At 61.7% G+C, this 24,530-nt stretch carries 28 protein-coding genes and 2 pseudogenes; 25 read left to right on the top strand and 5 right to left on the bottom strand.

From position 1 onward, the window contains the following. The first annotated feature begins 114 nt into the window (after positions 1-114). The 14 genes and pseudogenes from CHY22_RS03660 (at position 115) to rplX (ending at position 8,174) form a co-directional block, all read left to right on the top strand. Positions 115-1,269: a cation diffusion facilitator family transporter gene (locus CHY22_RS03660; protein ID WP_233502802.1), complete on the top strand. Its 1,155-nt coding sequence runs from the start codon at positions 115-117 to the stop codon at positions 1,267-1,269. A 39-nt stretch (positions 1,270-1,308) separates the two neighbouring features. After that, entirely contained in the window at positions 1,309-1,935 is a 627-nt protein-coding gene (locus CHY22_RS03655) for a histidine phosphatase family protein (RefSeq protein ID WP_089572482.1), read from the top strand. A 450-nt stretch (positions 1,936-2,385) separates the two neighbouring features. Beyond that, on the top strand, positions 2,386-3,006 hold the full coding sequence (gene rplC / locus CHY22_RS03650; RefSeq protein WP_089572481.1) for a 50S ribosomal protein L3: 621 nt from the start codon (positions 2,386-2,388) through the stop codon (positions 3,004-3,006). A gap of 46 nt (positions 3,007-3,052) precedes the next feature. After that, positions 3,053-3,679, top strand: a complete 627-nt coding sequence (gene rplD / locus CHY22_RS03645; protein ID WP_006235032.1) for a 50S ribosomal protein L4 — start codon at positions 3,053-3,055, stop codon at positions 3,677-3,679. Next, positions 3,680-3,967, top strand: a complete 288-nt coding sequence (rplW, locus tag CHY22_RS03640) for a 50S ribosomal protein L23 (RefSeq protein WP_022094197.1) — start codon at positions 3,680-3,682, stop codon at positions 3,965-3,967. A 179-nt stretch (positions 3,968-4,146) separates the two neighbouring features. After that, positions 4,147-4,977, top strand: coding sequence for a 50S ribosomal protein L2 (gene rplB / locus CHY22_RS03635; RefSeq protein ID WP_055250219.1), 831 nt, complete (start codon positions 4,147-4,149; stop codon positions 4,975-4,977). Positions 4,978-5,009: 32 nt separating this feature from the next. Further along, positions 5,010-5,270, top strand: coding sequence for a 30S ribosomal protein S19 (gene rpsS, locus CHY22_RS03630; RefSeq protein WP_006235035.1), 261 nt, complete (start codon positions 5,010-5,012; stop codon positions 5,268-5,270). A gap of 14 nt (positions 5,271-5,284) precedes the next feature. After that, positions 5,285-5,656, top strand: a complete 372-nt coding sequence (rplV, locus tag CHY22_RS03625; RefSeq protein WP_006235036.1) for a 50S ribosomal protein L22 — start codon at positions 5,285-5,287, stop codon at positions 5,654-5,656. 6 nt (positions 5,657-5,662) lie between these two features. Next, the gene (gene rpsC / locus CHY22_RS03620) at positions 5,663-6,373 is read left to right on the top strand and encodes a 30S ribosomal protein S3 (RefSeq protein ID WP_006235037.1); all 711 of its coding nucleotides are present in this window, start codon (positions 5,663-5,665) and stop codon (positions 6,371-6,373) included. Further along, positions 6,373-6,768, top strand: a pseudogene (gene rplP, locus CHY22_RS03615) (50S ribosomal protein L16); the annotation flags it as partial. The gene rpsC and the pseudogene rplP, both read left to right, overlap by 1 nt. A 107-nt stretch (positions 6,769-6,875) precedes the next feature. Then, the gene (gene rpmC, locus CHY22_RS03610) at positions 6,876-7,091 is read left to right on the top strand and encodes a 50S ribosomal protein L29 (protein ID WP_006235039.1); all 216 of its coding nucleotides are present in this window, start codon (positions 6,876-6,878) and stop codon (positions 7,089-7,091) included. A 16-nt stretch (positions 7,092-7,107) separates the two neighbouring features. Beyond that, complete coding sequence (rpsQ, locus tag CHY22_RS03605; RefSeq protein WP_006235040.1) at positions 7,108-7,368, top strand: 30S ribosomal protein S17; 261 nt, start codon at positions 7,108-7,110, stop codon at positions 7,366-7,368. A gap of 118 nt (positions 7,369-7,486) precedes the next feature. Continuing rightward, on the top strand, positions 7,487-7,855 hold the full coding sequence (rplN, locus tag CHY22_RS03600) for a 50S ribosomal protein L14 (RefSeq protein ID WP_006235041.1): 369 nt from the start codon (positions 7,487-7,489) through the stop codon (positions 7,853-7,855). A 13-nt stretch (positions 7,856-7,868) separates the two neighbouring features. Beyond that, positions 7,869-8,174 carry a 50S ribosomal protein L24 gene (gene rplX, locus CHY22_RS03595; protein WP_006235043.1) on the top strand — a complete coding sequence of 102 codons (306 nt, stop codon included), beginning with the start codon at positions 7,869-7,871 and terminating at the stop codon, positions 8,172-8,174. Between the two features lie 767 nt (positions 8,175-8,941). Here the strand turns inward: rplX and CHY22_RS10185 are convergent. Both CHY22_RS10185 and CHY22_RS10180 read right to left on the bottom strand, forming a co-directional pair. Continuing rightward, positions 8,942-9,043 carry an IS3 family transposase gene (locus CHY22_RS10185; RefSeq protein WP_231501554.1) on the bottom strand — a complete coding sequence of 34 codons (102 nt, stop codon included), beginning with the start codon at positions 9,041-9,043 and terminating at the stop codon, positions 8,942-8,944. Positions 9,044-9,335: 292 nt separating this feature from the next. Beyond that, a pseudogene (locus tag CHY22_RS10180) lies at positions 9,336-9,443 on the bottom strand (hypothetical protein); the annotation flags it as partial. Here CHY22_RS10180 and CHY22_RS03585 point away from each other — a divergent pair. The 8 genes from CHY22_RS03585 to CHY22_RS03550 all read left to right on the top strand — a co-directional run bounded on the left by CHY22_RS03585 (position 9,400) and on the right by CHY22_RS03550 (position 17,406). Continuing rightward, positions 9,400-9,717, top strand: a complete 318-nt coding sequence (locus tag CHY22_RS03585) for a hypothetical protein (RefSeq protein WP_158548906.1) — start codon at positions 9,400-9,402, stop codon at positions 9,715-9,717. The pseudogene CHY22_RS10180 and the gene CHY22_RS03585 sit on opposite strands and share 44 nt — an antisense overlap. Positions 9,718-9,910: 193 nt before the next feature. Next, positions 9,911-12,652, top strand: a complete 2,742-nt coding sequence (locus CHY22_RS03580) for a PRD domain-containing protein (protein WP_089572479.1) — start codon at positions 9,911-9,913, stop codon at positions 12,650-12,652. 123 nt (positions 12,653-12,775) lie between these two features. Beyond that, the gene (locus tag CHY22_RS03575; RefSeq protein ID WP_089572478.1) at positions 12,776-13,249 is read left to right on the top strand and encodes a PTS sugar transporter subunit IIB; all 474 of its coding nucleotides are present in this window, start codon (positions 12,776-12,778) and stop codon (positions 13,247-13,249) included. Between the two features lie 9 nt (positions 13,250-13,258). Next, the gene (locus tag CHY22_RS03570; protein ID WP_089572477.1) at positions 13,259-14,044 is read left to right on the top strand and encodes a PTS sugar transporter subunit IIC; all 786 of its coding nucleotides are present in this window, start codon (positions 13,259-13,261) and stop codon (positions 14,042-14,044) included. 2 nt (positions 14,045-14,046) lie between these two features. Next, entirely contained in the window at positions 14,047-14,880 is an 834-nt protein-coding gene (locus CHY22_RS03565) for a PTS system mannose/fructose/sorbose family transporter subunit IID (RefSeq protein ID WP_089572476.1), read from the top strand. A 26-nt stretch (positions 14,881-14,906) separates the two neighbouring features. Next, positions 14,907-15,305, top strand: a complete 399-nt coding sequence (locus CHY22_RS03560) for a PTS fructose transporter subunit IIA (RefSeq protein ID WP_089572475.1) — start codon at positions 14,907-14,909, stop codon at positions 15,303-15,305. 12 nt (positions 15,306-15,317) lie between these two features. Then, on the top strand, positions 15,318-16,442 hold the full coding sequence (locus CHY22_RS03555) for a glycoside hydrolase family 172 protein (RefSeq protein ID WP_199408720.1): 1,125 nt from the start codon (positions 15,318-15,320) through the stop codon (positions 16,440-16,442). A 79-nt stretch (positions 16,443-16,521) separates the two neighbouring features. Beyond that, complete coding sequence (locus CHY22_RS03550) at positions 16,522-17,406, top strand: ROK family protein (protein WP_199408721.1); 885 nt, start codon at positions 16,522-16,524, stop codon at positions 17,404-17,406. 115 nt (positions 17,407-17,521) lie between these two features. On the opposite strand, the gene CHY22_RS03545 is transcribed toward CHY22_RS03550, so the two are convergent. Further along, positions 17,522-17,758 (bottom strand): hypothetical protein, encoded by a 237-nt coding sequence (locus CHY22_RS03545; protein WP_089572473.1) that lies wholly within the window; start codon positions 17,756-17,758, stop codon positions 17,522-17,524. 639 nt (positions 17,759-18,397) lie between these two features. Between CHY22_RS03545 and CHY22_RS03540 the strand changes: the two genes are divergently transcribed. Both CHY22_RS03540 and CHY22_RS03535 read left to right on the top strand, forming a co-directional pair. Next, positions 18,398-19,477, top strand: coding sequence for a Gfo/Idh/MocA family oxidoreductase (locus tag CHY22_RS03540; RefSeq protein ID WP_089572549.1), 1,080 nt, complete (start codon positions 18,398-18,400; stop codon positions 19,475-19,477). 3 nt (positions 19,478-19,480) lie between these two features. Then, positions 19,481-20,227: a DeoR/GlpR family DNA-binding transcription regulator gene (locus tag CHY22_RS03535; RefSeq protein WP_089572472.1), complete on the top strand. Its 747-nt coding sequence runs from the start codon at positions 19,481-19,483 to the stop codon at positions 20,225-20,227. A 407-nt stretch (positions 20,228-20,634) separates the two neighbouring features. On the opposite strand, the gene CHY22_RS03530 is transcribed toward CHY22_RS03535, so the two are convergent. Both CHY22_RS03530 and CHY22_RS03525 read right to left on the bottom strand, forming a co-directional pair. Beyond that, complete coding sequence (locus CHY22_RS03530) at positions 20,635-21,294, bottom strand: RluA family pseudouridine synthase (protein WP_233502803.1); 660 nt, start codon at positions 21,292-21,294, stop codon at positions 20,635-20,637. Between the two features lie 15 nt (positions 21,295-21,309). Continuing rightward, entirely contained in the window at positions 21,310-23,805 is a 2,496-nt protein-coding gene (locus tag CHY22_RS03525; protein ID WP_089572470.1) for a U32 family peptidase, read from the bottom strand. A gap of 286 nt (positions 23,806-24,091) precedes the next feature. Here CHY22_RS03525 and CHY22_RS03520 point away from each other — a divergent pair, with 286 nt between their 5' ends. Next, complete coding sequence (locus tag CHY22_RS03520; protein ID WP_089572469.1) at positions 24,092-24,469, top strand: RidA family protein; 378 nt, start codon at positions 24,092-24,094, stop codon at positions 24,467-24,469. The last annotated feature ends 61 nt before the right edge of the window (positions 24,470-24,530 follow it).

Below are 24,530 nucleotides of genomic sequence, written 5' to 3'. Positions count from 1 at the left end.
CCAAGGCTGCGGCCCGTGTGGGCTGCGGCCTTTTTGTATCTGGAGGACAAAGTGGCTACACTACAATCCGTTTGAGCAATAGATATATAGGTAGTACCGTGGGGACTGATGAGGATGGTCGAGTGGATTGTTCGTCGTGCGCAGGGCGACCGTGCGCGCGTGGGAACGTTGACGGGCATAGTGTGTATTCTCGCCAATGTTGCGCTTTGCGCTGCGAAGGGTGCAATTGGCGTGCTGTCGGGATCGGTTTCGATTGTGGCGGACGCCATGAACAACCTGTCCGATGCCAGCTCGAACATCGTGAGCGTGCTTGGCTTTAAGCTGGCGGGCAAGCCGGCCGACCCCGAGCATCCTTACGGACATGGCCGCTACGAGTATCTCTCGGGTCTGGTCGTGGCGGCGCTCGTGCTGCTGATTGGCGTTGAGCTGGTGAAGTCCTCGGTTGAGCGCATCATCCACCCCGAACCTGTCGAGTTCTCGCTTGCCCTGGTGGCAGTCTTGGTGCTTTCGATGATTGTTAAGCTCTGGATGGCGGCCCTCAACCAAAAGCTCGGCGATCGCATTGAGTCCGAGACGCTGCATGCGACCGCTCAGGACTCAAAGAACGATGTCCTAGCTACGGGTGCTGTGCTGGCGTGCGCAATTGTTTCGCAGGTGACGCACATCAATCTTGACGCATGGGTCGGCCTTGCCGTTGGCGCCTATATTGGCTGGAGCGGCTTTGAGCTCATCCAGGATACGGTGAGCCCGCTTTTGGGCCAGGCACCCGATCCAAAGCTGGTCAAGCACATTCGAGACAAGATCATGAGCTACCCCGGCGTTTTGGGCGTTCACGATTTGATGGTTCACGACTACGGCCCGGGCAGGAAGTTCGCAAGCGCTCACGCCGAGATGGCAGCCGAGGCCAGCCCGCTGGAAAGTCACGACACGCTCGACAACATTGAACAGGCATTTAGGAACGAAGACGGCATGATTGTCACGCTCCATTACGACCCCATCGTGACCGACGATCCAAAGGTGGCGAGCATGCGTCTGCGCATCAACGCTATGGCTCAAGAGATTGATAGCTGCCTCTCGATCCACGACCTACGCTGTGTTCCGGGCCCCACGCACACCAACGTGATCTTTGACTGCGTGCGTCCCTCGGATCTGCAGATGAGTGCCGAAGACTTAAAGCACGCGCTGGCACAACGGGTCGAATCGGAATATCCCAAGTCGATTGCCAAGATCACGATCGACGAAGACTACGTAGGGCATACCCACGAGTAAGGCTGTGCCGGCAAAGCAGGTTATGCAGAAGGGGAGAGCATGAAGAAGCTGTATCTACTCCGCCACGGTCAGACGGAGTTTAACGTCAAAAAGCTGGTCCAGGGCCGCTGCGATTCACCGCTGACCGACCTGGGTCGTCAGCAAGCCGGGATGGCAGCCGCGTGGCTCAAAGCCCACAACGTCGTTCCCGACAAAGTGGTCTCTTCGCCCTTAGGCCGAGCCATGGACACGGCAAGTCTCGTCGCAACCGAACTCCTCGGCCGGGATGCAGCAGTCGAGCCCTGCGAAGGCATCATCGAGCGCAGCTACGGCACCTTCGAAGAAGGCCCCCACGACGCCCTACCCACCGACGTCTGGGACCCCGGCGAGGACCTGATCCCATTTGGCGGAGAAGGAAGCCATGCCCTGCAGGAGCGCATGGTGGGCACCCTCACCAATCTCATGGGCGCCGAGGGCATCGAAACCCTCCTAGCAGTAAGCCACGGCAGCGCCAGCCGCCAATTCATCAAGGCTGCAGCCCCAGAGGGCTTCGAGCTCCCAACAAAACTCCCCAACTGCGCCATTATGATTTTCGATTTTGATGAGGCGGAGCCACAAGTAGAGGGCGAGCCAATGCAATGCAAGTTCACCCTCCAGCAAATAGTGGACCCCCAACAAAGTCATTAGCCTGAGCGAGCAGAGTTAAGCAGACATCAACGTGTCGTCTCCCGAGCACGGCGGAGGGCCGGAGAAATATATTAAGGTCATCGCGAGTTCCGCACGCAAAGGAGAGCACTTAATGTGCTCTCCGTCTTGCGCAGGACTGTAGAGCAGGGACCTTAATATATTTCTCCGGCCCTCCGCCGTGCTCGGGAGCCATCCACGCACTTTACCTGCGTAAACAATGTGAGTGAAATATGAATCTCGATGGATACGCCCGCAGCCGTGTATACTAAACAGCTGTGTGAAACCAGGGGAGTATTCTGGCTGGACAAAATGCCTGCTTAATAGGGTTGTCAGGTAGTCCGGGCGAAATACAAGGCTGGGGAGCACGTCGTGTAAGTAGTGGTCCTCTAGGGGCGTACGCTCGGTGGTGTACGCATTGTCCCAAGACCACGCGAGAGTTGGGATCATATCTTGATCAGCATGATTCTCGGCCGCAAGATTGGCATGACCCAGGTTTGGGACGAGAACGACAACGTCGTCCCCGTCACGGTCATCCAGGCTGGCCCCTGCGCTGTCTCGCAGGTTAAAACTCAGGCAACCGACGGCTATGACGCCGTCCAGATCGGTTTCGGCGACATCAAGGCCAAGAACGTGAACAAGCCCATGGCTGGTCACTTCGCTAAGGCTGGCGTCGAGCCTGTCCGCTTCCTTCGTGAGGTCCGCGTCGAGAACGGCGAGGAGCACAAGGTCGGCGAGGTCGTCACCGTCGCTGATTTCGCTGATGTCGAGAAGGTCGACGTCATCGGTACCTCCAAGGGTAAGGGCTTCCAGGGTCGCATCAAGCGCTGGGGTCAGCGCCGCGGTCCTATGACGCATGGTTCTCACTTCCAGCGTCACCCCGGTTCTATCGGTCAGTGCGCCTATCCTGCGCGCGTCCTCAAGGGCGTTAAGATGGCCGGTCACATGGGTAACGAGCGCGTTACCGTCAAGAACCTTTCCGTTGTCCGCATCGATGCCGAGCAGAACCTCATCTTGGTCAAGGGCGCTGTCCCGGGTGCCAAGAATGGTCTCGTCGCCATCCGTATGGCCTAAGGGCCCAGCCCATTTAGCCCAGCGTCATACCAAGGAGAACACTTAAATGGCAAAGTTTGAAGTAAAGAACAGCGAGGGCAAGAAGGTCGCCGAGGCCGAGCTCGCCGCTGAGGTGTACGGCATCGAGCCGAACATCCACGTTATGCACCACATCGTCAAGTGCCAGATGGCCTCTTGGCGTCAGGGCACCCAGTCCGCTAAGGGCCGCTCTGAGGTTTCCGGTGGCGGCAAGAAGCCTTGGCGTCAGAAGGGCACCGGCCGTGCCCGCCAGGGTTCCATCCGTGCTGCCCAGTGGCGTCACGGTGGCGTTGTCTTCGCCCCCAAGCCCCGTTCCTACGCTAAGCGTATGAACAACAAGGAGGTCAAGCTGGCTATGCGCTCTGCGCTGTCCGCCAAGCTGGCCGATGGCGAGCTCGTGCTCGTCGACGACTACGGCTTCGAGAAGCCTTCCACCAAGGCTGCCGTCGCCATGCTCAAGGCTCTCGGCCTTGAGGGCAAGCGTCTGACCATCATCGTTCGCGATGAGGACGTCAACGCCTACCTGTCGTTCCGCAACATTCCCAAGACGTTCATCATCACTGCCGACGAGGCCAACACCTACGATCTCGTCAACAACAACGCCGTGCTGATGCCCGCCGACATCGCCGCTCACTTCGGGGAGGTGCTTGCATAAATGACCGCCCACGAGATCATCATCCGTCCGATCGTGTCCGAGCGTTCCTTCTCCGGTATGGAGCTGAACAAGTACACGTTCGAGGTCGCCAAGGATGCTAACAAGTATCAGATCAAGGACGCTGTCGAGGAGATCTTCGGCGTCAAGGTCGTTCGCGTGAACACCCTGACGGTCAAGCCCAAGACCAAGCGCGTGCGCTATGTCGCCGGCAAGACCCGTTCTTGGAAGAAGGCCATCGTCACGCTGGCCGAGGGCGACACCATCGAGGTCTTTGGCAACCAGGCCTAAGACTCGCTGCTGTTGAGTGAGCTCATGCCTCCCAAATAGGGGAGGCGAGAGCTCAAGGTTTTGGGCGTATAAAATGGACACGCCCGGAACCGTGTATACGTCCGGTGTCATCGCACCCGAGGCAGAACCTCGAATCCCTGTCTGCGATGGCTAACGGATTCCTATTGAAAGGGATTGTAATGGCTGTAAAGCACCTTAAGCCGACCTCCGCTGGTAGGCGTTGGCAGACGATCTCCGACTTCTCCGAGATCACCTGCACCAAGCCCGAGAAGTCTCTTCTCGAGCCCCTGCCCAAGAAGGCCGGTCGTAACAACAACGGCCGCATCACCACCCGCCACCAGGGCGGCGGCGTGAAGCGTCGTTACCGCGTGATCGACTTCAAGCGCAACAAGGACGGCGTGCCCGCCAAGGTTGCCACGATCGAGTACGATCCGAACCGTTCCGCTCGCATCGCTCTGCTGCACTACGCTGACGGTGAGAAGCGCTACATCCTGGCCCCCAAGGGCCTCGAGGTCGGTCAGACCATCATGTCCGGTTCTGACGCCGACATCAAGCCGGGCAACGCTCTGCCCCTCGCCGACATCCCCGTCGGTACGCTCATCCACGCCGTCGAATTCCAGCCGGGCAAGGGCGCTGCTATCGCCCGTTCCGCCGGTAACTCCTGCCAGCTGATGGGTAAGGAGGGCAAGTACGCCATCGTCCGTATGCCTTCCTCCGAGATGCGCCGCATCCTCGTTACCTGCCGCGCCACCGTCGGTGAGGTCGGCAACGCCGATCACGCCAACATCGTCATCGGCAAGGCCGGCCGTAAGCGTCACATGAACGTGCGCCCGACCGTCCGCGGTACCGTCATGAACCCTGTCGACCACCCGCACGGCGGTGGCGAGGGCAAGAACCACACCTCTGGTCGTCCCTCCGTTACCCCCTGGGGTAAGCCGACGAAGGGCCTTCGTACGCGCAAGAAGAAGAAGGTCTCGAACCAGCACATTATTCGTCGCCGTAAGAAGTAATTTCGGATACCGAGTTTTAGGAGAAAGCACTTATGAGCAGAAGTCTCAAAAAGGGCCCGTTCGTGGAGACTCGCCTTCTCTCGCGTATCACCGCGATGAACGAGGCTGGCAAGAAGGACGTCGTGAAGACCTGGTCCCGCGCGTCTACCATCTTCCCCGAGATGGTTGGTCACACCATCGCCGTCCACGACGGCCGCAAGCATGTGCCCGTGTATGTTACCGAGTCCATGGTTGGTCACAAGCTCGGCGAGTTCGCGCCGACTCGTACGTTCCGTGGCCACAAGGCCAAATAGGGGGTTAACCGTAAATGGCAACTAAGTCTATTGAAACTGAGGCCACCGAGGTTCGCGCCGTCGCTAAGTACGTGCGTGTTTCCCCCAGCAAGGCCCGCCTGGTGGTCGATCTGATCCGCCGCAAGCCTGTCGCTCAGGCCTTCGACATCCTCCACTTCTGCGACCGCGCCGTCGCCGTGGATGTCGAGAAGGTTCTCCGTTCCGCCGTTGCGAACGCCGAGAACAACAACGGTCTGCGTGCCGACAACCTGGTTGTCGCCGCTGCCTATGTTGACGAGGGTCCGACGCTTAAGCGCATCCGTCCCCGCGCCAAGGGTTCCGCTTCTCGCATTCTGAAGCGTACTTCCCACATCACCGTCGTCGTTGCTCCTCGAAAGGAGGCGTAAAGCTGTATGGGTCAGAAAGTCTACCCCACCGGCTTCCGTCTTGGCATCACCGAGAACTGGCGCTCCCGCTGGTTCGCAGAGAAGGATTACGCTAAGACCCTCGGTAACGATCTCGAGATCCGCAAGTACCTCGAGAAGCGTCTTTCCCGCGCAGCTGTCTCCCGCGTCGAGATCGAGCGCGCTGGCGACAAGGTGAAGGTCATCATCCTCACCGCTCGCCCCGGCGTTGTCATCGGTAAGAAGGGTGCCGAGATCGATACCCTCCGCACCGAGCTCGAGAAGGTCGCTGGCGTCTCCAAGGGCCAGCTCTCCGTCGACGTTGTCGAGATTAAGCGCCCCGAGCTCGACGCCAACCTCGTTGCTCAGTCTATCGCCGAGCAGCTCGAGGGCCGCGTTGCCTTCCGTCGCGCTATGCGCAAGGCTGTCCAGTCTGCCCGCAAGGCCGGCGCTAAGGGCATCCGTATCCAGTGCTCCGGTCGTCTCGGCGGTGCCGAGATGGGCCGTCGTGAGTGGTACCGCGAGGGTCGCGTGCCTCTGCATACCCTCCGTGCCAAGATCGACTACGGCACGGCTGTCGCCAGCACCACCATGGGCGCTTGCGGCGTGAAGGTCTGGATCTACCTGGGCGAGAAGCTCCCGGGCCAGCCTGTTCCCAACCCTGCACTCGAGGGCTCTTCCCGTCCTCGTCGTCGTAACTCCGAGAGGAGGGGTCAGTAGTGCTTGCCCCTAAGCGTATTCTTCACCGCAAGGTGCAGCGTGGCTCCATGAAGGGCCAGGCCAAGGGTAATACCGAGCTGCATTTCGGCGAGTTTGGTATCCAGGCTCTCGAGGCCCATTGGATCACCAACCGTCAGATCGAGGCCGCTCGTATTGCCATGACCCGCTACATGAAGCGTGGCGGTCGTGTCTACATCACGATCTTCCCCGATAAGCCCATCACCAAGAAGCCTGCCGAGACTCGCATGGGTTCTGGTAAGGGTAACCCCGAGGAGTGGGTGGCCGTCGTCAAGCCCGGCCGCATCATGTTCGAGGTCAAGGGCGTGCCCGAGGAGGTCGCTCGCGAGGCTCTGCGTCTTGCACAGCACAAGCTTCCCATCAAGACCAAGATTGTTGCTGCCAAGAACGCTGAGCAGCGCATCGAGAAGGAGATGGCTGAGGAGGCCGCTCTCGAGGCCAAGTGGGCTGCTGAGGACGCCGCCGCCGCCAAGGAGGAGAACTAATGAAGCCCGCAGAGATTCGTGAGCTCTCGGACGCTCAGCTCGTTGAGAAGCTGAAGGAAATGCGCGCCGAGCTCTTTAACCTTCGTTTCCAGATGGCCACCAGCCAGCTGGACAACACCGCTCGCGTCAACACCGTGAAGAAGGACATCGCTCGCGTCCTCACGGAGCAGCGCGCCCGCGAGATCGCAGCGGAGAAGTCCGCTGTCGCCGAGTAGGACCTAAGGAGAGAACATGACTGATTCGCGTAACTCGCGTAAGGTCCGTACGGGTGTCGTTACCTCCGTCTCCGGTGCCAAGACCATTGTTGTCACCATCACCGAGCGCAAGCGTCACCCCAAGTACGGCAAGATGATGACCAGCTCCAAGAAGCTGCACGCTCACGACGAGGAGTGCACGGCTGGCGTGGGCGACACCGTCCGCGTTATGGAGACCCGTCCTATGTCCAAGATGAAGCGTTGGCGCCTCATCGAGGTCGTCGAGCGCGCTAAATAAGCAGTCGCTCTTACGACTTGTACGTTTCCGAAGATGTGCGTATGCCTGGCTTGCATACCACGGGCCGTATAAAGGCTGCGCACCTCTCTTCGGTTCTTAGTTCGGAGGAACATCTACCATGATTCAGATGCAAACCATGCTGAACGTCGCCGACAACTCCGGCGCTCGCAAGATTCGCTGCATCAAGGTGCTTGGCGGTTCCAAGCGTCGTTATGCAGGCATCGGCGATGTGTTCATCGGTGCTGTCCAGGAGGCTACCCCTGGCGCCAACGTCAAGAAGAAGGACGTTGTCCGTTGCGTCGTCGTTCGCACCGTTAAGGAGATCCGCCGCAAGGATGGCTCCTACATTCGCTTTGATGAGAACGCCTGCGTTGTCATCAACAACGATGGTTCGCCCGTCGGCACCCGTATCTTCGGGCCCGTCGCTCGCGAGCTTCGTGACAAGAAGTACATGAAGATCGTCTCGCTCGCTCCCGAGACCCTGTAGTTAGGGGAGATATATGTATATCAAGAAGGGCGATAAGGTCCAGGTTCTCTCTGGTAAGGATCGCGGCAAGCAGGGCGTTGTCCTGCGTGCTCTCCCCGCCGAGAACAAGGTCGTTGTCGAGGGCGTTTCGGTCGTCAAGAAGGCCGTCAAGCCCAACGCTGCCAACCAGCAGGGCGGCATCGTTTCGCAGGAGGCTCCCATCGACGCCTCCAACGTCAATCTCGTCTGCCCCGAGTGCGGTAAGGTTACCCGCGTCGGTCACGAGAAGGACGGCAAGAACAAGCTGCGCGTCTGCAAGAAGTGCGGCCACAAGTTCTAAGCTGCCCGCAACATCAAGTTGCTAGCAAAGGCCCGGATGCCACGGCACCCGGGCCTTTTTCTATCCCCACTCGATGGCTTCGGTTCTGCCGTCCCGTCATTCCGGTTGCATCCAGTTTTCGGTGCCGTCTCGAATCGAGTGCCGCCAGGTGATACCCTGTCGCGTTTCGTCGGCTTCGGGGACAAAAGTCGGGACAACTCCAAAAACTATTTTCGAACTCAGGGCTTTGAGTTTTTGTTTTTGTCCCAAAGGGCGCGGCGGGATGCCTTTGGAGGCTCGATAGCGCCGAAAACGCCCGTTTTGAAACTTAAATGCCTTTTCGCGTGCAAGCCGCCAGCTGCAATAGGAAGTGAATCAACGCAGGTGGCTTTCAAGCAGTTTGCAAAACTGCAGGTCGCAGGTCTTCATTGCCAGTAGGAGAAATGAGTAGTCTCAGGTGGCTTGCCCATGAGTTGACGAACGGGATTTGAGATTACGCTGACGTCCGGAAACGCTTCGAGCACGGCGTTACGTTTTTGGGGTTTGGGCGTAGCCCCTGCACCCGCGAGCGCGGGCCTTAAGCCCGCCGAGAGGGTGACGCGTCGAAAACGAAGGGGAAAGAGAGAAGGGGCCGTCCCTATCATTCAGGTTGCGACCGAAGAAGACAAGGAGACCCCCTGAGCCTGAATGATGCCCCACAGACCGCGTCCGACCGAGCTCAAGCCGAGCTTTTCCTGACGTCCGCCTTCGCGAAGATGATGGCTGGATTGGCTATGGATTGGCAACACTTATTTGGACGATTCCGGGAGGGACGGCCCCGCCTCCCTGAACTCGACCGGCGACATGTAGCCCAGCGTCGAGTGGATCCTGAAGTTGTTGTACCAGTGCACGTAATCCAAGAGCTTGGCTCGGAGCTCGCGCGTCCCTCCTCGGTCCTTCGGAGTGGCCGACGATCTCCCCGTTGCAGAGGTCGACGAGCAGGCAGACGTAGTTCCACGACGCCCCGACGTGCACGCAGGCCAAGTCGCTGCATATATGGGTGCACGGCGCCCTGCCGCCGAAGCCGCGCGCGACGACGTTCGACACGTCGGCCTCGTTGACCGCCCCGGGGTGCACCTTGAACCTCTTCCTGCCGTATGCGCCGGCCAGGCCGTTCTCCCTCATGATGCGGCAGACGCGGCGCCGGCTGACGGTAACGCCCGACCTCCCGGGCGACGCCTTGATCTTGCGCGATCCGTTCCGGCCCTTGCTGGCGGCGTGCGCCGCCGCGGCCGCCGTCGCCCCCGACATTAAGGTCCTCAAGGGCCGCGTCGTCTCCGGCGACCAGTTCGTCTCGCCCGCGGAACAGAAGGAGCGAATCCTCGCGGCCTTCGGCGACCTGTGCTGCGAGATGGAGGGCTGCACCATCGCGCAGGCCTCCTATCTCAACGGCGTGCCCCTCGTCGTCGTGCGCGCCATCAGCGACAAGCCCTGCGCCGAGGGCCGGGTCGTCGACTACAACACCTTCGAGAAGAAGGCCGCCTGCGACTGCGCCCGCATCGCCGCGCGCATGGTTAAGCTTTAGGCCCGGCGCGCCGGGGCCCTTTCCAAAGCGAAGTGTCGAGCCGAAGTGTTGAGCGTCGGCCCTGAATGTTCAATGGCCGTTGTTTTCTGCCCCTCAAGTGGTGGACTTTTCCTCGGAGCTGTTGATTCCCCCACGCGCCCCCTTCCGTTCTCTGTTCTCCCCTTATACTCCTTGTACGAGGAGGTAAGAAGTCATGGACAAGACCACACAGGACAGCTTGGCAAAGAAACCCGTCGACATGAGGGACAGGATTCTCGAGCATCTCGAGGCCCTCACCTCTGCCGTCTCGCTCGACGACCTTGCCCGTCTGTCCACCTCCGACATCGCCGAGACGCTCATCATCTCCAGGAGCCTGGCGAGCCAGTACCTCAACGACCTTGTTCGCGCCGGTCTTGTGGTTAAGGTGGCGGGCAGGCCTGTCCGTTATTTTCATCGCCGCGCGTTCCAGAAGCGTTTTCAGGTAAAGCTCTCTGCAAGCGAGTACGCCTCGCTCGCCGACCTCATCCAGGCGACGGGAATCGCCGATCACCGCGACTTCGCGCGTGCCGTGGGCTTCGACATGAGCCTCAGCTCCGTTGTCGAGCAGTGCAAGGCTGCGGTTCAGTACCCTCCGTTTGGCCTGCCCATCCTCTTGAGCGGCGGCGTGGGTGTCGGTAAGTCTTTCCTTTCTCGCCTTGTATACGAGTACGGCAAGAACCAGGGCTTGCTGTCCCGCGACTCCTCCTATGTGCGCATCGACTGCGCCGGGGTCCCGGACGCCGCCTCGTTCAACGGGCTTCTTGACGAGTCGATCGCGAAAGCGCGCGGGGGTGTGGTCTTTGTCAACGGCATCGAGGCACTCTCTCCCTCTGCGATGGAGCACTGCCTTGCGACGGCCCTCGGGCTCGATGCCTCCCAGGATGCGCCGCGCGCTCGCCTCGTTCTTTCGACGACGCTTTCCGCCGATGACCTGAAGGTTTCCTCGGCCTACAGCAAAATGCCCATCTGTGCCCGCGTCCCCTCACTCAAGGAGCGGACCCCCGAGGAGCGCGAGGATCTCATCTTGAGCTTCCTGCGCAGCGAGGGGTGCCGAATCGGTTCTGATGTGAAGATCAGCCGCGGCGCATACCGTTGCCTCGTGAACGCGGACTTTTCCGATAACATCGCCGGCTTGCGCGCCTGCGTGACGAACTGCTGTGCCAAAGCGTTCCTCAATCGCGAGGGCGACTACGTCGTCGTTCGCCCGTATCTTCTTCCCAGCGGGCTCCTCTCCTCCGCGCAGATCGATCAACAGCCCGACGATGGCGTTCTGATCGACGCGTCTCTGGATGCCGCCGAGAGCACAGGGCCGGTCGAGCAGGCGCTCGATGCCCTGTGCTCCCTCGATGAGCGATTCTGCGCCGGGGAGCTCTCTGTCTCCGAGCTTGTCTCGCAAGCTGTCTCCGCTGTGCGCGGCGTTGAGGATCACTTGATCTTCGACCACGGCGTCGCCTCCTCGAGGTCGCGCGCCTTCGAGCGCGTCGTGGGCGCGGTCCTTGCCGACGCAGGCTCTTCTTATGGCATCGAGCTTTCGAGGAAGGTCGCTTTTCTACTGGCCCAGGAGATTTGCCTGCAGTTGTGGCCGGGTATCGGCCTGGCTAAGCGAAAGTCTGCCTGTGCGGAGCAAATCTCCCATCTCCTCGGTGCCGTGACCTCCGAATTGCCGTTTGCCTCGAGTGTCTCCGATCAGGTCGCCGCAGACGTGGAAGGGGCGCTGGGAATCTCGCTCGATCACTTCACGAAGGCGCTTCTGACGCTGTGCGTCGCATCGGAGTCTCGCGATGCGAAGGCCCTTCGGACGCTCTGCGTCATCTTGTCCCACGGCTACTCAACGGCGACGAGCATCGCCGACGCGGCGAACCGTATGCTCGGCATGCATGTGTACGAGGCTGTCGACATGCCCTACGACCAGCAGCTGAAGGACATCGTCGGTCCGCTCCAGCGCCTCGTCGACCGCCATTCCTACTGCACCGGGGTCGTGTTCCTCGTCGACATGGGCTCCTTGGAGGAGGCCTATAAGGCCCTCGAGAACGTTACCGACTCCACTATCGGCGTGGTGAACAACGTCTCTACCGGTCTTGCGCTCGAGATCGGGGTCGGGCTGCTCGGCGGCAAGTCCATCGCCGAGGTTCTTGGCGATGCGACCGCCGCGTGCGTGACGCACTGCAAGGTGATCGAGCGCGTCAACCGTGAGGACGCCATCGTCTTCTGCTCCGAGTCCGGGGTCGACGCCGCGGAGAGGATACGCCAGCTCGTCTCGCAGAGCCTCCCGCGCACCATAGGCGCGCGCCTGCTCACGAGGCCCTTCAAGCAGCTCGTCGCGAACGGGTCGAACGACGCCGTTTTCTCCGAGCACCGCGTCTGCGCCGTCATCGGCACGGGAGACCCCGGGGTCGCCTCCGTCCCCTTCGTCGCCCTCGAGGACATCATGTCGACGGCGTCCGCCTCTAAGGTTGATGCCGTGTTCGGCAGGTGGCTTGACGCTTCCGAGCTCTCTTCTTTCCACGAGAAGCTGCTCTCGAACATGACGCTGCAGAACGTCATCCGCTCCATCACCATCCTCGACCCGGAGCGGCTATTCCATGAGATCGAGAGCGCCGTGCACGAGCTTCAGCGCAGGACAGGCGAGAAGATCGGCAGCAACGCCATCATTGGGCTCTACGTTCACCTCTGCTGTCTCGTCGAGCGCCTTGTTACCAGAAACCCCATTGAGACCTACGTTGGCCAGGACCGCTTCGAGGAGGAACGCGCCGATTTCATCGAGTCCTTCAGGCAGAGCTTCTCGAGCATCTCGACGCGCTATCGCGTAGAGGTTCCCGTAAGCGAGATCGCATATGTCTTCGACTACATAAGCGTGAGCGCCGCCCCGGCGCGAGAAGAGCGCCTCGGCTCCTCGGACCTCCTGCTCGACGAGTGACCTTCCCCGCGCCGCCGCAAGCTGACCGCGCGTCCTCAATAATCCGATAACCCCTTGCCCGGCGCGAATCCGGATAGCGCCGAGGCAGTACCGAACGCAAAACTTCATTTGATAGGAGCAAACATGAGTGTTGTTATGGCACGAATCGACAATCGCCTGCTTCACGGCATCATCGTGACGCAGTGGGCCCCGGTGTCGGGCGCGACCCGAGTCATGGTCATCGACGACAAGGTCGCCGGCGACGAGGTCCTGAAGTCCACCATGAGGATGGCGCGCCCCGCGGGCATGGCCGTTTCGATCATCTCCGAGCAGACCGCGCTCAAGAACTTCGCCGCGGGCAAGTACGACCGCGAGAAGGTCTTCGTCATCGCCAAGGAGCCCGAGACGATGCTTCGCCTGGTCGAGTCGGGCGTCGAGCTCCCGTCGCTGGTCGTCGGCGGCTCGCTCGTCAAGGAGGACGGCATCCAGCTCACCCAACGCGCCTACGCCTCCGCCGAGAACGTCCAGAGCTACAAGGCGCTCATCGCCCGCGGCGTCAAGGTGACGGCACAGTTCGTGCCCGCCGACAAGCCCGTCTCCGTCGCCGACCTCATCTAAGGAGGGATCATGGTCAACTTCACTATCCTGCAGGTCGTCCTTTTGACCCTGCTGGCCTTCATCAAGCACGTGGACTACTACGGCATCCCGATGATCTTCGTCAATTACGCCGTTTTCTGGGGCCTCATCACCGGAGTCGTCATGGGCGACTGGAAGACCGGCCTTGTCATCGGCGGCACCATTCAGCTCATGCAGCTCGGCGTCGCGGGCTTCGGCGGCTCCTCCATTCCCGACTACGGCACGATGGCCATCATCGCCACCGCCTACGGCGTGACCCTGGGCTCCGACACGGGCCTCGCCATCGGCCTGCCGGTCGGCATGCTCGGCATCCAGCTCGACGTCGTCGCCAAGATCCTCAACGGCTTTGTCGTCGAGAAGTCCCAGAAGTTCTGCAACGAGGGTAAGTTCAATCAGATGAACGCCATCCTGTGGGTCTGCCCCGCGCTCTTCGGCCTGTGCGCCGCCCTGCCCGTCTTTGTCTCCGTGACGCTCGGCCAGCCCGCCGTCAACTGGCTCCTCGAGGTCATGCCCCAGTGGTTCCTCTCCGGCCTCACCCTCGCCGGCAAGATGCTCCCGGCCGTCGGTATCGCCATGCTGCTCCGCTACATGCCAACCGCCAAGTACTTCCAGTACCTGCTCGCCGGCTTCTTCCTCTCGGCCTTCCTGAACGTGCCCATCATCGGCGCCGCCATCGTCGGCGTTGCCCTCGCGATTGCGTTCTACCAGCGTGCCGAGAGGGACACCGAGCTCGCCGCCCACGCTTCCGCAGACGCCTTCATCGGAGAGGATGAGTAACCATGGAAAACGAGAACATCACCGCCGTCGCCGAGGGCAAGCCCTCCGGCTACAAGGTCACCAAGAAGGACCTGCGCAACGCGAACTGGCGCTGGCTCATGAGCGTGTGCACCTTCAACTACCAGACCCAGCAGGGCGCCTCAGTCGCCTACGCCCTCTCGCCGGTCCTGAGGAAGATCTACACGAACGACGAGGACTATAAGCAAGCGCTCAACAACCACTTCCGCTACTACAACACCCAGCCTTGGCTCGCCGCCATCATCCTTGGCGCCTGCGTGGCCATGGAGGAGCGCGACGGCCTAGCGGCGGCGGACGCCGTCCAAGACCTGAAGATCGGCACCATGGGACCGCTCGCCGGCGTTGGCGACTCCCTGCTCATGACCATGATCCCGACCATCATGGGCTCCATCGCCGCCTACATGGCCATCGAGGGCAACCCCGTGGGAGCCGGCATCTGGTTCGCGCTCATCCTGGCCATCTTCTGGGTCCGCATGCACGCCCTCGAGTTCGGCTACAAGCAGGGCGTGAAGCTCGTCACCGACTTCAGCGAGAAGCTTCCCAACCTCACTGCCGCCGCCTCCGTGCTCGGCCTCACCGTGGTCGGCTGCCTCATCGCCTCGGTCATCGGCGTCACCTGCCCGATTAGCTTCAGCTTCGGCGACGTCGCGATGGAGATTCAGCCGCTGCTCGACAAGATCCTGCCTGCCATGATCCCCGCCGCCATCACGGGAAGCGCGTATTACCTTCTTACCAAGAAGAACGCGAGCATGACGGCCCTCATCCTCGTGGTGATCGTCCTCGCGATGGTCGCCTCCGCCGCCGGCATCCTCGCCTAGCTTCGACCCAAGAGATTGGTGAATCAATGAGAAAGATAGTTGTGGCGAGCCATTCCCTTCTCGCCCAGGGCTTCAAGGACACCCTCGAGTTCCTTACGGGTAAGGGCGACGCCGTCAACGCCGTGTGCGCCTACGTGAACGACAACGGCGAGGGGCTCGACGCGGCGGTCGAGGCGGCTCTTTCGGGCACTGACGAGGTCGTCGTCCTCACCGACGCGTACGGCGGCAGCGTGAACCAGCGCTTTTCCCGCTTCGCCTCCGACCGGATCCACGTGATCGCGGGTGTCAACCTCCCGCTCGCCATGACGGTCGCGCTCGCGCGCCCCGACGAGAAACTCGACTTCGACGCCCTCGTCAACGAGGCGCGCCAGCAGATCATCTACGTGAACGGTGCCAGTTCCGCCGAGTGCGACGACGACGAATAGAGGAGGTCGACGATGAGAGAGTTCCTTAAGGACGTGTGGATGCACGGCGGTGAGGAAAGCCGCGCCATCACCCCCGAGAACATCACGGGCGAGAAGGGCCGCGCCGCCATGTCGGCCAGCCACCTCGGCGTCGGCCGCAAGGGCTCGTGCTGCGTGCCCCTTGAGTCCGGCGAGACCATCACGCTCGCGGACATCGAGGGCCCCGGCATCATCCGCCACATCTGGATGACCGTCCCCGACAAGACCGCCGCTGGCAGCTTCGTCATGCGTGACCTCGTGCTGCGCTTCTACTGGGACGACGAGGAGACCCCCTCGGTCGAGTGCCCTGTCGGCGACTTCTTCTGCAACGGCTTCGGTGAGCGCGCCATCGTCAACTCGATGCCCATCTGCGTGAACCCGACGGGCGGCATGAACTGCTACTTCGAGATGCCCTTCAGGAAGCACGCCAAGGTCACGCTTACGAGCGAGCACCCCGGGTTCATTAAGTACATCTTCTACACGTTCAACTACGCGCTCACCGACGTGCCGGACGACGCCATGTACTTCCACGCCCGCTTTAACCGCGAGCGCAGCACCCGCAGGGGCGTCGACTACACCGTGCTCGACGGCGTGCGCGGCAAGGGCTACTACGTCGGCACCTACATGGCCCTGTGCGCCCTGGAGCGCTATTGGTGGGGCGAGGGCGAGATGAAGTTCTTCCTCGACGGCGACGAGGAGTTCCCCACGGTCACCTCGACGGGAGCCGAGGACTACTTCGGCGGTGCCTGGGCCTTCCTCGACAGGCCGCCCCACGCGCTGCCCGAGGCGCAGTGCTTCAACACGCTGTTCGCCGGCTACCCGTACCGCTCGACGCGCGACGCCACGCGCGACCGCTTCAGCGCGGGCAAGCCGAACCCGAATCCGATGCTCGCGACTAACGACGACGCGCTGCCCAGGCACGGCCTCTACAGGTGGCACCTTCCCGACCCGATCTCGTTCAAGGAGGACCTGCGCGTGACGTTCCAGGACCTCGGCAACGACGACATCAAGCTCTACGAGCGCGAGGACGACATCTCCACCGTCGCCTACTGGTACCAAAGCGAGCCGCACGCCGTGCTCGCCCCGTTTGCCGCGAGGCGGGACCGCGTGCCCAGGTAGGGTCGCCTCGAAACAAGCCAACGTTATGGGCGCCCGCGGTTGACCATGACTGCGGGCGTCCCTTTGTAAGGAGGATCACATGAGCGAAAAGCAAATGAGGCTCGGCGCCCTCGAAGCCGGCGGGACCAAGATGGTCTGTGCCGTGGTGTCCGGCGACGGCGAGGTCCTCGACCGTATGGAGACCCCGACGCTTACGCCCGCCGAGACCGTCCCGCAGATGATCGAGTGGTTCACCGCCCGCGATGTGGACGCGTTGGGCATCGGCGCCTTCGGCCCGACCTGCGTCGACCCCAACGACGAGCGCTACGGCTCCATCCTCCAGACGCCCAAGCTCGCGTGGCGAGGCCATGGTCTTCGCGCCGCGTTCGCCGACGACCTCGGGATTCCGGTGGCCTACGACACGGACGTTAACGTTGCCTGCCTCGGCGAAGTGGTCTTCGGCTGCTGCAAGGGGCTCGAGGACGCCGTCTACGTGACCATCGGCACCGGCGTGGGCGCGGGCGTCATGTGCGCGGGCAGACTCCTTCACGGTATGCTGCACCCCGAGGCCGGTCACATGCTGGTAAGGACCCGTCCCACCGAGGAGGGACGCTGCGTCTGCCCGAGCCACGCGAGCTGTCTCGAGGGGCTCGCCTCCGGCCCCGCCATCGCCGCGCGCTGGGGAAAGCCCGCGGCCGAGCTCGCGGACAACGATGAGGTGTGGGCGCTCGAGGGGGATTATCTGGGGCAGATGTGCGCGAACCTCGTGCTCATGTACTCGCCTCGCCGCATCGTCCTCGGCGGCGGCGTGATGCACCAGGAGCAGCTCTACGGCATCGTCCGCAAGAAGACCCTCGAATATCTGGGTGGCTACATCCAGACCGCCGAGCTTAAGGACATGGAGAGCTACATCTGCGCCCCGGGCTGCGGCGGCGACCAAGGAATCCTCGGCGCGGCCGAGCTGGCAAGAAGGGCGCTCGCGTAACTTGCGCTCTCTCCGCCATACAACGCGTTAAGAAAAGACGAGCGCTTCTTGCCAATTGAGCGGCAAGAAGTGCTCGTCTTTTGCATTTGTTTTTGGGCAGGACGCCCCGCCTCCGCTAGAGTCCCTGGACCGCCACACCCACGAGGTTTGGACCGGTGTGGACAAGAAGCGCGGGGCTGATGTCGGAGCGGACGACCTCCACCGCGTTGGCCACGCGCTCGCACAGGGCCTGCTCCATACGGTCGTAGAGGTCGGCGTGGGCCGAGGTGCGGCTCGCGGCAAAGCGCACCTTGGGGTGCTTCTCGACGATGGCGGCGATGAGCTTGACCTCGGTGCGATGCGGTGCTTGCACAGCCATTTCGTGTGCGCGAGGCTGTTGGCTTTCTGGGCCACAGCAATCACCTTCCCCCTAGTATGATGACCTGAACAATCCTCATGCTAGGGGGAAGGTTTTTGTCGCGTAGCGGAAATTGGCCTCCACCCGCTGAGCGGGTGGCTTTCTATGCCGCGCGTGCCGCGCGGCACGGACTAAAGTCCATGAATAAAAACGAGGAAGGCCACGTCCGGCCTCCCTCGCAAAGGGTCTCTGATTACTCCCACTCATTGGGGACAGACTTAAATGAGTGATTGCACTCATTGGGGACAGACTTAAATGAGTGTTCTTGAAATGCCGGCGCCTGGGGACGTTCTTTTTCTGTCTGCAGTTTGGGACGGTCCTTAGAGCTGCAGCGCGCCATGAGTGACGAGGCTAAGCGGATCATCCTGTCTTTTGAGTTCTAAGCATAAGCCCCTGTCTCTGAGCAATGACCAGTGCGCATTTGTGCGTATTTGGGTGCGTCGGATTGCGTGAATATGCGTATAGAAGCGCCGTTTACGGGGCAAATATGACCGTTTAGCGGTGAGGTACGCAGAAACACGCACAGACGCGCGCGTCTGTGCGAATATAGAGCTGTCCGAAATGCAAGACGTTCTATGACACAGGAGGCACATGATGGCAGATTCCAAGCGGGTTCCACTCGACTCCGCGGCAGCAGCAAAGGCAGCGTTCGCTTCGGTCCAGGACAAGCCGTTCCCCGACGACATCTTTACGGCTCCCGAGCTCCATTGGGCCGTGATCGGGTGCGGCGTTATCGCCAACCAGATGGCCCAGTCCCTCGCTCTTGCCGGCCGCAAGCTCGCGGGCGTCGCCAACCGCACGCTGTCCAAGGCTCAGACTTTTGCCGAGCAGTATGGCATCGAGAAGGTCTATGACACGGTCGAAGACCTCTACGCCGATCCGGACATCGACGCTGTCTATATCACCACGCCGCACAACACGCATATCACCTATCTGCGTGCCGCGCTGGCCGCCGGCAAGCACGTGCTCTGCGAGAAGGCCATTACCCTCAACTCTGCCGAGCTCGACGAGGCCCGCGCCATCGCCGACGAGCACAACGTGGTCCTTATGGACGCCACCACGGTGCTCCATATGCCGCTGTATCAGGAGCTGCGCCGCCGTATGGATGCGGGTGACTTTGGCCACATGAACCTCGTCCAGCTCAACTTTGGCAGCTATAAGGAGTACGGCGACCTGACTAACCGTTTCTACAACCGTAGTCTTGCCGGTGGTGCCATGCTCGATATCGGCGTGTATGCGCTCTCCGTCATGCGCCTGTTTATGGCCAGCCAACCCGCCGAGGTCGTGTCTCTGGGCAATACCTGCGAGACTGGCGTTGACGTCGCGGGTGGCATTGTCTGCCGTAATGCCGAGCAACAGCTGGGCGTCGTGAGCCTTACGCTCCACTCCAAGCAGCCCAAGCGCTCGGTCATCAGCTTCGATAAGTGCTATATCGAGGTCAACGAGTATCCGCGTGCAGACCATGCGACCGTCGTGTGGACTGCGGACGGTCACCGTGAGGAGGTCCACGCTGGCACCGAGGCCTACGCGCTGTGCTACGAGATGGCCGACCTGGAGAAGGCCGTTGCTGGCGATGATTCGAAGCGCGAACTTCTGGGCTATGCTTCTGATGTTATGGAGCTGATGACCAAGCTCCGCGCCGATTGGGGAGTCGTGTACCCCGAGGAGGAGTAAGCGATGCTTGCGGAAGATAGGCTCAACGCGATCGTGTCGATGGTGCAGCAGACCGGCTCGGTTACCGTGCCGGAGCTTGCCGAGGCCCTGGGCGTGACACCGTCCACCATTCGCCGTGACTTGCAAACGCTCGACCGCGCGCACCGTATCGCCAAGGTGCACGGAGGCGCGACGAGTCTGGAGCGCGCGCACGTGACGCGCGACCTGACGATCAGCGAGCGCAGTGATCTCCATAACGATGACAAGGAGCGCATCTGCGCCCGCGCCGCGGCCCTGGTGGAGCCCGATAGCTTTGTGTATATCGATTCGGGCTCCACGACCCTCAAGCTCATCGAGCATCTTCCGCATCTCGACGGCGTCACCTATGTGACCGATTCTGTGCTCCATGCCCAGCATCTCGCCCTGCGCGGTATGCGCGCCGTTGTGCTGGGTGGCGAGCTCAAGCCCGAGACCGAGGCGCTCGTCGGTCCCGATGCCTTGGCAACCCTGGACCGCTATAACTTCAACTGCGGCTTTTGGGGTTCCAATGGCATCGCCGCCGAGCAAGGTCTCACCACGCCGGATATCGAGGAAGCGCAGGTCAAGCGTATCTCGATGCGTCATACCGCCAAACGCTTCGTAATCTCGGACGCCAGTAAATTTGGCATGGTGGCGCCCGTCAAGTTCGCAGACTTCCGCGATGCAACGATTATTACCGCAGGCGAGGTGCCCGCCAAGTACCAGTCGATGGACAACGTCATCACGGTCTAGCGAGCGGGGGTAGGCTAAGGCCAATGCCATTTAGTTTTCTCAGTAGAAAAGTGGCAACGTCCATTACGGGCGTTGCCGCTTTTGTTGTCTACCGGTTTTGTCTAAGTCTGCAACAACTAGACCATTAAAAGTGGGCTAGATGTTACAGACTGAGATACTTCCGAACCGCGCCGTCCCTTTGTCTCGATCTGTAACAGCTGGGACCGATTTTGCCGAGTTATTGTTACAGATTGAGATTTTCTCTTGCGGGGGATTCGAATGTCTCGATCTGTAACAGATAGACCGGAAAATGGGTTCTAACTGTTACAGATCGAGACGTTTTGGCGCCACGGCTGAGCCATCGTGGTGGCTTTGACGTTTGTCCAGATAAAACCTGCCAAAATAAACCTGTCCCTTTTTGGCAGGTTTTAGGGCTCCCAGGGGCAGGGGGCTTCGATGTGGATGTGCTCGCCGGTTACGGGATGCGTAAAGGACACGCTGTGGGCGTGGAGCATCAATCCACAGGGGCGCGGCGTGCCGTACAGGTCGTCGCCTACCAGGGGATGACGCTCGCTGGCCAGATGCACGCGGATCTGGTGCTTGCGGCCGGTGAGCAGCTCGACATCGATATACGAACGCGTGGGCAGGCCGCGGCGGCTCTTAAGGCGCTTGAGCACCTTGACGCGCGTCTGAGAGGGCTTTCCGCTGGCGCCGACACGCATCTTGCGGCTATCGTGGCGGTCGCGCGCGATGGGCTTGTCGATGAGCTTTTCGTTCCAGTCGATCTTGCCCTCGGCGAGCGCCAGGTAGTGCTTTTCGAACGCGTGGTCGATGATCATCTGGTCAAAGGCGGGCTGCGTTTGCTTGTCGAGCGAGAACAGCACCACGCCGGTGGTGTCGCGGTCCAAGCGGTTGAGCGGCTGCATGTCGGTCGCGGCAAAGCCGTCGCCCATCGCCAGCAAAAGGTCGCTGGCGTAGTCGGTAAATGTGCGCTCGCCGGTGCCGTCACCGTGGACGATCATGCCGGCGGGCTTGTCGATGGCCATGAGCCAGGCGTCGCAATAGAGGACTTGAGGTTCTTCGTTCACGTGTAAACCTTTCGGTTAGCTAATTCCCACAAACATGCAGCCCGAGGTGGCGCCGCGCAGGCGGGCGGCCGGCTTGCGGCCGGCTTGAGCCGCCTCGACAGCGCGACGGACGCGAGCGACGGCACGGCCAATCTCATCGGCCTCGAGCAGCGTTCCGTCCACCATGAGACGACGGACGCCGGCGTCGAGCAGCTGTGGTACCTGGGGCGTAAGGTCGATGGGGTAGGCGTCGTACAGGCGTGAGCGGCCGTGGATGTCGGTGCGCACCGGCATGACCTTGCCGTCGATATTCTTGAGCGACAGCTTGCGGGCGCGCAGGCGGCAGTTGGCACAATCGTGGATGCAGCCGTTGGCAACCTGCAGAATGCAATGCTCGCTTGTCATGACGCGCGGGCGGCCAAAGACGGTGATGCCCAGAGCCGCGGGCGCGGCGGCGCCGAGCGAGACGATCTCGTCGAGCGTGATCTCGGGCGAGAGCCAAAACGCGCCGGCTCCGCGCTCGGCAAGTGCCTCCATGCAAGGCGTGTTGTGCACAGGCAGGCAAGAGCGAATCTCGGCCGTGGCGCCGGCACGCGCGGCTACGGCGAGCTCGGAGATATTGCCGACGGCGACGGTGGCTCCGGCATTGATCCAGGGATCGACGCGGACGTGGTCAACGGCGCGGCAGACCTCGTCGAGTACGGGCACGATACCCTGCTCAAATGCGTCGGTGGGGGAGAGCCCGGACGCGTCGAGTACGTCGGTGGTCATGTAGATGCGCGTTGCGCCCTCCGCGCGGGCTGCCTCAGCGGCCTCGAGCGAGGTGACGGTGGCGCAGATCTGCGGCTCGTCGCGGTAGTGCTCGGGCGCGGGGCGGGAATCACTGGTGACAATCGCCGGCAGCTCGAGCGTTTTCGCGCGCTCCGCGTACGGCGCCAGAATGGCCTCTTCCAGCGCCTTGCAAGCGGCGGCGCGCACCTTATGTACGGCGGAGAAACCCATGCCACAGCCCTCATCGAGTGCCACCTCAAAGCTTGCAGCCTCAAAGGGAGAGGAACCCATGCGGCCGACGTGTTCAACCAGATCGGACGCCTCGACCGCACGGGTCTTGGCGGCTTCGACGGTAAAGCCCGTGGCCGTGGCCGTAAGCGAAGGGTCGTCGCAGCAGGTGAGCGTAACGGTAAACGGCTCGCCCAGACGCGCCACGACGGACACATCAACAGCTCGGCGGTGCAGCACATCACGCTTGAGCGCGGCGCCGGCGGCGTCGATGGCACGCTGACTGCGAATCACGCGGACGCGGCAGCCCTCGGGCATGCTGCGGGGTACGCGACATTCGATGACTTCACCGGCTGCGGCATCATCGGCGGCAATGGTGGTCAGGAACTGGTCAAACTCGTTATCGTGGCGAAGCTCCAGCAGGTCGCCCTTGCCCACGGGCTCAAACAGCTCAATGCGGGCGATGGCGGCGCGGCGACGGCGGTCGTCGGGCTTGAGACCGCGCACGTCGCGGTTGGCCAGACGGCTGCCCAGCACCGTGCCCACAATCTGGCCGCGGTTGTTGGAGCGCTCGTAGCTCATCATCTCGTCGCCCGAGGTGCCGTCCTGATAGGCGTGCGTAAAGTCGCGGTTGAAGCAGCGCTTGAGCTGGCGCTGGCGAGCGGCGTCCTCGTCCTTATCTACGGCGAACCCGGCCAGCATGTCATCGATCTGATGACGATATACATCAACGATGGAGTACACGTAATCGGGCGCCTTCATGCGGCCCTCGAGCTTAAGCGACGCGGCGCCGGCGTCATACAGACGGCGAACAAGCTGTGAGGTGTTGGTGTCACGCGGGCATAGCGCGCGCTCGCGGCCGGCGGGGGAGAGCGCGCGACCGTTCTCGTCGATCAGCTCGTAGGGCAGGCGGCAGGGCTGGGCGCACATGCCACGGTTGGCCGATCGTCCCGCCATGGCAAAGCTCGAAAGCAGGCACAGGCCCGAGTAGCAAAAGCAGATGGCGCCGTGGCTAAAGACCTCGAGGTCCACATCGGGCGCGGCATCGTGAATGGTGGCAATCTCGTCGATGGAAAGCTCGCGCGAGAGGGTCACGCGGTCGGCGCCCTGCTCGCGGCACCAAAGGGTCCCGCGGTCATCATGGATGTTCGCCTGGGTCGAGATATGCGTCTCGATGCCGGGCATCGTGCGCTTGACCTCAAAGAACAGGCCCCAGTCCTGGATGATGAAGGCGTCGGCGCCCAACGTGGAGCAGCGATGGATGAGTTGCAACGCATCGCCCATCTCGGACTGCTTGATGACGATGTTGACCGTGACGTAGACGCGCGACCCGGCTAGATGTGCGGCGCGGCAGGCTTGCTCAAAGGCCTCGTCGGTAAAGTTCGTTGCCTTGCGGCGGGCGTTGAAGCTGCCCATGCCGCAGTAGATGGCGTCTGCCCCGGCAGCGAGCGCGGCGGCAAAGGGCTCCGGGCCTCCGGCGGGGGCTAAAAGCTCGGGTCTGCGGTTGGTGGTTCGACTGGCGGTTGCGGTCATATCCTGCCTTTCAAAATGCTCAGATACTCAAAAGTATAGTGGTGCCGTCGCGATGGACGATGCCCGCAGTCTAAGCAGGACAAAGTTTTCAGGTGGGTCGCCAGTCACGCCGCTCATCGGCCCGTACGCGCCGTTGGGCGATAAAATATTCTCGCAACGTGATAATAATCTTGCATCGCGCGGAAACCTTGAGTACTATCCCAATCAAGCGCGGTGTTCAGACCGAACTGTGCCTCCCGGTGTGAACGCCGCGCTCCCGTTCCCTTTTACTTGTAAGGAGAAAAACATGAGCAAGACCGTCGTGTCTTCCGATAACGCACCCGCAGCCATCGGCCCGTATTCCCCCGGTATCCAGACTGGCAACATGGTGTTCCTGTCCGGCCAGCTGGGCATCGATCCCGCGACCGGCAAGCTGCCCGAGGGTGTCGAGGCCCAGGCCAAGCAGTCCCTCGCCAACGTCGAGGCTCTGCTGACCGCTGCCGGCGCCACGTTTGCCGATGTCGTCAAGACCACGGTCTACCTGGCCGACATCGCCGACTTTGCCGCCGTGAACGAGATTTACGCCTCCAAGTTCGAGGCTCCGTTCCCCGCGCGCAGCGCTTTCCAGGTTGCCGCCCTTCCGGCTGGCGGTCTGGTCGAGATCGAGGTTGTCGCCGCTCTCTAAGGTGTTGGTAACAACTAAACATGACATGCAAAAAGACCCTGCAGCGCGTGCGAGCTGCAGG

Source organism: Collinsella sp. TF06-26 (assembly GCF_002232035.1).
In the GTDB taxonomy this organism is placed as follows: Bacteria; Actinomycetota; Coriobacteriia; order Coriobacteriales; family Coriobacteriaceae; genus Collinsella.
Note: the sequence above shows the minus strand (reverse complement) of the source record. Positions and strands in the feature narration are given on the sequence as shown.

What these genes read in the sequence shown, in the direction of transcription:
- rplV (WP_006235036.1), top strand. Translation starts at nt 5,285, where the DNA reads ATGGCAACTAAGTCTATTGAAACTGAGGCCACCGAGGTTCGCGCCGTC.
- CHY22_RS03580 (WP_089572479.1), top strand. Translation starts at nt 9,911, where the DNA reads ATGGACAAGACCACACAGGACAGCTTGGCAAAGAAACCCGTCGACATG.
- rplW (WP_022094197.1), top strand. Translation starts at nt 3,680, where the DNA reads ATGACCGCCCACGAGATCATCATCCGTCCGATCGTGTCCGAGCGTTCC.
- rpsC (WP_006235037.1), top strand. Translation starts at nt 5,663, where the DNA reads ATGGGTCAGAAAGTCTACCCCACCGGCTTCCGTCTTGGCATCACCGAG.
- rplN (WP_006235041.1), top strand. Translation starts at nt 7,487, where the DNA reads ATGATTCAGATGCAAACCATGCTGAACGTCGCCGACAACTCCGGCGCT.
- CHY22_RS03655 (WP_089572482.1), top strand. Translation starts at nt 1,309, where the DNA reads ATGAAGAAGCTGTATCTACTCCGCCACGGTCAGACGGAGTTTAACGTC.
- rplD (WP_006235032.1), top strand. Translation starts at nt 3,053, where the DNA reads ATGGCAAAGTTTGAAGTAAAGAACAGCGAGGGCAAGAAGGTCGCCGAG.
- CHY22_RS03555 (WP_199408720.1), top strand. Translation starts at nt 15,318, where the DNA reads ATGAGAGAGTTCCTTAAGGACGTGTGGATGCACGGCGGTGAGGAAAGC.
- CHY22_RS03540 (WP_089572549.1), top strand. Translation starts at nt 18,398, where the DNA reads ATGGCAGATTCCAAGCGGGTTCCACTCGACTCCGCGGCAGCAGCAAAG.
- CHY22_RS03575 (WP_089572478.1), top strand. Translation starts at nt 12,776, where the DNA reads ATGAGTGTTGTTATGGCACGAATCGACAATCGCCTGCTTCACGGCATC.
- rpsQ (WP_006235040.1), top strand. Translation starts at nt 7,108, where the DNA reads ATGACTGATTCGCGTAACTCGCGTAAGGTCCGTACGGGTGTCGTTACC.
- rplX (WP_006235043.1), top strand. Translation starts at nt 7,869, where the DNA reads ATGTATATCAAGAAGGGCGATAAGGTCCAGGTTCTCTCTGGTAAGGAT.
- CHY22_RS03660 (WP_233502802.1), top strand. Translation starts at nt 115, where the DNA reads ATGGTCGAGTGGATTGTTCGTCGTGCGCAGGGCGACCGTGCGCGCGTG.
- rpmC (WP_006235039.1), top strand. Translation starts at nt 6,876, where the DNA reads ATGAAGCCCGCAGAGATTCGTGAGCTCTCGGACGCTCAGCTCGTTGAG.
- rplB (WP_055250219.1), top strand. Translation starts at nt 4,147, where the DNA reads ATGGCTGTAAAGCACCTTAAGCCGACCTCCGCTGGTAGGCGTTGGCAG.
- CHY22_RS03560 (WP_089572475.1), top strand. Translation starts at nt 14,907, where the DNA reads ATGAGAAAGATAGTTGTGGCGAGCCATTCCCTTCTCGCCCAGGGCTTC.
- CHY22_RS03570 (WP_089572477.1), top strand. Translation starts at nt 13,259, where the DNA reads ATGGTCAACTTCACTATCCTGCAGGTCGTCCTTTTGACCCTGCTGGCC.
- CHY22_RS03550 (WP_199408721.1), top strand. Translation starts at nt 16,522, where the DNA reads ATGAGCGAAAAGCAAATGAGGCTCGGCGCCCTCGAAGCCGGCGGGACC.
- CHY22_RS03565 (WP_089572476.1), top strand. Translation starts at nt 14,047, where the DNA reads ATGGAAAACGAGAACATCACCGCCGTCGCCGAGGGCAAGCCCTCCGGC.
- CHY22_RS03525 (WP_089572470.1), bottom strand. Translation starts at nt 23,805, where the DNA reads ATGACCGCAACCGCCAGTCGAACCACCAACCGCAGACCCGAGCTTTTA.
- rpsS (WP_006235035.1), top strand. Translation starts at nt 5,010, where the DNA reads ATGAGCAGAAGTCTCAAAAAGGGCCCGTTCGTGGAGACTCGCCTTCTC.
- CHY22_RS03535 (WP_089572472.1), top strand. Translation starts at nt 19,481, where the DNA reads ATGCTTGCGGAAGATAGGCTCAACGCGATCGTGTCGATGGTGCAGCAG.
- CHY22_RS03520 (WP_089572469.1), top strand. Translation starts at nt 24,092, where the DNA reads ATGAGCAAGACCGTCGTGTCTTCCGATAACGCACCCGCAGCCATCGGC.